Below are 5349 nucleotides of genomic sequence, written 5' to 3'. Positions count from 1 at the left end.
TTAAGTGATAATCAGAAAAAGAGCCGAAGGCATATGCCTTTGGCTCTTTTTTACGTTTGAACAGTATTTCTTCTTATATTACATCATTTTGACTTTTTTTATTTTTCTAGTTATAAATACAACAAAGGGACTGTGCTATAGTACAGTCCCTTTGTTGTATTTAATAGTTATTACCAACGGTTTTCGTTGTACACTTGTGTCCACATAATAACTTCGATTAAGGAAGGATGTGGGCTCATAGTTTCACCTACAGTGATAACGGATTTAGGATCCATTTCGCGAGTAATACCTTTTTCACGTAAACGTTTAGTACGTTCAGAAGCGATTTCTTCGTTAATTGCTGTCAATGGCGTTACACCGCTGTTCATAAGGTTTACATATGGTTGGAAGAGGATAGACGCTTGTGGACCTGTTACGTGCATACCAAGGATATGGTTAGTATCTTTGTCTACTACGATTTTAACAAAGCCATCATTTACATCGCCAGGGTTGATACCCATTGCGTAGCCTTTAGCTGTGGAGGAGTAGTAGTTTTTACCTACCCCTACATTATAACCAGCTTTAATAGCTTCGGCTTCAGTAAGACCTACGCTACCGATTTCAGGGTAGGAGAAGGTAACCTTTGGCAATGTATCATAGCGTGCCCAACGGAAATCTTCTTCGTTTTTTGCAAAGTATAGATTATGGGCGATAATATCTGCTTCATAGTTTGCGCGATGACGGAATGCAGGCTCGCCGTTTACATCACCTAATGCATAGATACCATCTACAGATGTTTCAAGGAATTCATTTGTTTTGATCCAGCCTTTTGGTAATGTTTCAATACCTGTATTTTCGAGGTGTAATTCTTCAACTGCTGGACGAATACCGGCAGCTACGAGAATTTCTTCAACTTTAGTTTCTGTGATTTCACCTGTAGTACGATCTTTTGTGACTACTACCTTAAGGCCGTCTTCTTGACGGATTTCAACAGTGTCTTGGTTCAATATAACATTGATGCCACGAGCACGATAGTTTTGGAGAAGATGTTCAGACATCTCTTCGTCTTCCTTAGGTACAAGACGTACATTATGTTGGATGATGGTAACTTCAGTACCAGCAGCATCAAAAACGTGACCGAACTCTACACCGATAGGGCCGGCGCCGAGTACTGCGAGGGATTTATATGGTTGTTTAGGGAATTTATCGCCAAAGAGGCTTTCACTAGAAAGATAGCCTGCCTCTTGTAAACCTGGTACATTCGGAATATTGCTATAGCCACCAGTACCAAGAACGATAGTAGGGGCCGTAATTTCTACAGTACCAGAGCCATCGTTAAGATGAATATTCATAACCTTATCGGATACAAAGCTAGCTGCGCCGCGATATACGTCTACATTATCGAAAGCGTTGTAATAATCATAGATGCCTGCAGATTCGTCAATTTTATGCCATGTACGTTTGGAAACAGTGTCCCAGTCCATAGTAGCATCGCTAACATTAATACCGATTTTTTTGAATTCTTCTACCTCTTGGATCGCATTAGCTGCTGTAACCATAACCTTTGTAGGAATACAACCGCGAGTTAGGCATGTGCCACCAAATTTACCTTTTTCTATGATAGCTACTTTTTTACCCACTTTGATAGCAGCATCAGCTACGATGGTTGCACCACCTGTACCAACTACAATAATATCGTATTGTTTCATGTTGATTCCTTTCTATTTATATCTATTAATAGTTATTATCATTAACTCTATTATAACATTATATTGAAGAAAATCAATATAGATGGCTGATTTTCTATCCATTGAACACAAAAAAAGACGGTCCCGAAGGACCGCCTATAGGTGTTAATTCCAGTTTTCGTGGTAGCCACGTTTTGCATAATCTGCAGTAGCTGTGAAGAGAATGTCTGTACTGGAGTTAAGAGCTGTTTCTGTGGAGTCTTGTAAAACACCGATGATGAAACCTACACCTACAACTTGCATTGCAATATCATTGGAGATACCGAATAGAGAACAAGCTAGAGGAATTAGAAGTAGGGAACCACCAGCAACGCCAGAAGCGCCACAAGCACCGATTGTAGCAATGACAGATAAAAGGATTGCTGTAGGGACATCTACAACGATACCAAGTGTATGTGCAGCAGCTAATGTCATAATTGTAATTGTGATCGCTGCACCACCCATGTTGATAGTAGCACCCAATGGAATGGATACGGAATACATATCAGGATTAAGTTTTAAACGTTTTGCTAAATCAAGGTTAACAGGAATGTTTGCTGCAGAGCTACGAGTAAAGAACGCATAGATAGCAGATTCACGCAAACATTTAAATACCAATGGATATGGATTGCGACGAAGGTATACAAAAGATAGAAGTGGATTTACTACTAATGCTACGAAAATCATAGAACCAAGTAGTAATACGAGTAATTGGAAGTAGCCGATTAAAGCTTCAATACCGTTAGTAGCGATAGAGTCAGCTACGAGACCCATAATACCTAGAGGAGCAAAGCGGATAATCCAACCTACTACAGTTGTAATAGCTTGAGCGATAGACTCCATTACTTCTTTAGTGTTCATTGGGGCATGGCGTAAAGCACCGCCAATGATAAGTGCCCAACCTAAAATGCCGATATAGTTAGCGGTCATTAAGGCTTTCACAGGGTTATCAACAATATTTTTTAAAAGTGTTTTCATAACCTCTACGATCCCTTGTGGTGGAGCAGCATCAGCTGCACTAGCTGCAAGGTGTAATGTAGTAGGGAACATAAAGCTTACGACTACAGCAAGTGCTGCAGAAAGGAATGTACCTAATAAATATAATGTGATTACAGATCCCATCCCAGTCTTTTGACCAGAACGATGTTTACTGATAGCTGCAATAACAAGGAAAAATACAAGGATTGGTGCAATCCCTTTTAAAGCACCAACAAAGAGAACGCCTAATAAAGCTAGTTCATTTGCCAATTCTGGCACGTATAGAGCTGTCAAAATACCAATAATCAAACCTATGATTATTTGTTGGATTAGACTGACTCTATTGATTGATTTTACAAATCGATTCATAGTACACTCCAATACTTAATAAAAACTAATAAAAGACCATGGAAAAGATATCTTTTCAACATGGACATATGTCATTATACAACGAACATAGATTGGTGGCAATAGAGAATATCATAGTCATTAATATATAGTTAAATTGGATCTACTGTGACTGATAACGATATTTATTTTGTGATATGCTAGTTTTAATAGTAGTGAATATATTACTTTAACTAAATATGTGCTCTTTACATAGTTACTATATATAGTATATATAATAGGATTCTTTTGATAGGCGTCATAGTATGATATACTATGCGAGTAAAGAGTTTGAATATAGTTCTTGATTAGTGAAAGGACCATAATGAATACGAAAGAATTTAAAACATATGCAGATAAAGAAGAGTTTGTGCAAGGTGTGTTCTCTAATATTGCTAAGAATTATGATTTGATGAATACAGTCTTGAGTTTTGGCCAAGATTATTACTGGCGCAAATTTTCTGTAAAAGCAATGAATATAGGTCCAAATCAACGAATACTTGATGTAGCTTGTGGCACTTGCGTGTTTACAAAAGAAGCATTACGTCAAGAGCCAACATTAAAGGTAGAGGCTTTGGACTTTAATAGTGAAATGCTTGATCAAGGTCGCGTACGCATTGAAGATGCTGGTTTACTAGATCAAGTTAATCTTGTTCAAGGTGATGCAATGGCATTACCATATGCAGATAATACATTTGATGCGGCTATGAGCGGCTTTGCAATGCGTAATGTACCAGATATTAAACAGGTATTATCTGAAATGCAACGTGTTGTAAAACCAGGTGGGAAAGTAGTTGTATTGGAGTTAGCGAAACCAAGTATGTTTGGTTTTAAACAATTATACAATTTCTACTTCTCCTATATATTACCTATTATAGGTAAATTAAGTAAGGATAATTCCTCCTATGCGTGGTTACCAGAATCCTTACGTAGATATCCTCATCAAAGTGAGATTCTTGAAATTTGGAAATCTTTAGGATATGAAAATGCCACCTATCATGAATTGACAGGCGGCATTGTAGCGGTCCACGAAGGTGTGGTACCAGAAAATTCTATTGTAAATAATAAGTAATATTAGCGTCTTGAGAAACTACTAATGATCCTTTTTCAACAGGAGTAGCAGTTTCGAGAGACGCTTTTAACATTACTGCGTTACGATAGTAACCAGAGTCCATAGAGCTTGTTTGAGGTGTACTGATAGAAACTGTTTTTACAGGTCCTAATGTACGGCCAAGGGCTGCAGCGATAACCTCAGCTTTATGACGGCCGTCTTGAATTGCTTCTGTAGTTAAAGAATCAGATAGTTGTTGAGATACATCATTTTGGAAAGAAAGGTTGTTGATATCATTAGCCCCAGCGCTAACAGCAGCATCAACAGCTTTACCTACATTATCAAGATTATTGATTTTTACAGTTACACGATTAGACACATTATAACCTGTATTGATTCGTTTGCCATCTTGGTAATCGTTAGTAGGGTTAATAGAAATATTAGAGGTATAAATATCTTTTTTATCGATACCTAAATGACCTAACTTACTAATCAAATCACTCATGATGCGGTCATTGTTAGATTTTGCAGCATTGATGTTTGTGTTTTCGCTAGTAATACCAAGTGTTAAGATCGCATAGTTAGGTGCTACTGAACGAGAGGCTTGGCCAGTAATTTGAATTTCAGAGGAATCAAAGGTACCTTGAGGTGCAGCAAAGGCTGCAGTAGCCATAGTTGCACATACAGCAGCAATAGCAACTGTTTTAGATAATAAACGTTTGGATAATTTCATACTCAATCTCCTTACACATTATTATAGTATTAATTATAACTACTATAATAAAAGACTAAATTGAAATATAGTGCTCATTCAAAATTAAAATATAGTACTAAATAGTATATAACTATATAAGTGCATAAGTGAAAGAGTCTATATTACAGCTACATTATACAAAATAGGTTGTGTAAAATCAATCTTCAGTTTTTAGACTAGAAAATGAATGCGTAATGAAAGTTGTGTGAAATTGAGAATTAGGGGTTGCCATTATATTTTGGTTATACTATAATATGCATACAGTCGTTCGAGCGACTGTTTCTTAATGAGTGTAGCAATGCACTTAGAGGTTCAAAAGAACTTCAAAAAAGATTATAAAATGTGTTGACATGAAAATGTTCACATGTTATTATAATCAAGTCGTCAGATGGCGCTTCACTAAAGCGTGAAACTGATAACAGATCTTTGAAAACTGAACAATGATAGGTAATCAATCATATGATTGAACATAT

At 36.9% G+C, this 5349-nt stretch carries 4 protein-coding genes; 1 reads left to right on the top strand and 3 read right to left on the bottom strand.

Features of this window, described 5'->3' with window-relative positions:
* Positions 1–170: 170 nt before the first annotated feature.
* Positions 171–1688 (bottom strand): NAD(P)/FAD-dependent oxidoreductase, encoded by a 1518-nt coding sequence (locus QZ055_RS07940; protein WP_295825873.1) that lies wholly within the window; start codon positions 1686–1688, stop codon positions 171–173.
* 144 nt (positions 1689–1832) lie between these two features.
* Positions 1833–3053 (bottom strand): serine/threonine transporter SstT, encoded by a 1221-nt coding sequence (sstT, locus tag QZ055_RS07935; protein ID WP_295825871.1) that lies wholly within the window; start codon positions 3051–3053, stop codon positions 1833–1835.
* 343 nt (positions 3054–3396) lie between these two features.
* On the opposite strand from sstT, the gene QZ055_RS07930 reads away from it, so the two are divergent.
* Positions 3397–4143, top strand: a complete 747-nt coding sequence (locus QZ055_RS07930) for a ubiquinone/menaquinone biosynthesis methyltransferase (RefSeq protein WP_105090261.1) — start codon at positions 3397–3399, stop codon at positions 4141–4143.
* On the opposite strand, the gene QZ055_RS07925 is transcribed toward QZ055_RS07930, so the two are convergent.
* On the bottom strand, positions 4124–4855 hold the full coding sequence (locus QZ055_RS07925; protein WP_295201706.1) for an SIMPL domain-containing protein: 732 nt from the start codon (positions 4853–4855) through the stop codon (positions 4124–4126). The two genes, QZ055_RS07930 and QZ055_RS07925, sit on opposite strands and share 20 nt — an antisense overlap.
* Positions 4856–5349: the final 494 nt, after the last annotated feature.

Source organism: uncultured Veillonella sp. (genome assembly GCF_905209685.1).
Lineage (GTDB): Bacteria > Bacillota > Negativicutes > Veillonellales > Veillonellaceae > Veillonella.
Note: the sequence above shows the minus strand (reverse complement) of the source record. Positions and strands in the feature narration are given on the sequence as shown.

Bases quoted from the DNA above. Each gene is read 5' to 3' on its own strand.
- QZ055_RS07940 (WP_295825873.1), bottom strand. From the start codon at position 1,688: ATGAAACAATACGATATTATTGTAGTTGGTACAGGTGGTGCAACCATC.
- QZ055_RS07930 (WP_105090261.1), top strand. From the start codon at position 3,397: ATGAATACGAAAGAATTTAAAACATATGCAGATAAAGAAGAGTTTGTG.
- sstT (WP_295825871.1), bottom strand. From the start codon at position 3,053: ATGAATCGATTTGTAAAATCAATCAATAGAGTCAGTCTAATCCAACAA.
- QZ055_RS07925 (WP_295201706.1), bottom strand. From the start codon at position 4,855: ATGAAATTATCCAAACGTTTATTATCTAAAACAGTTGCTATTGCTGCT.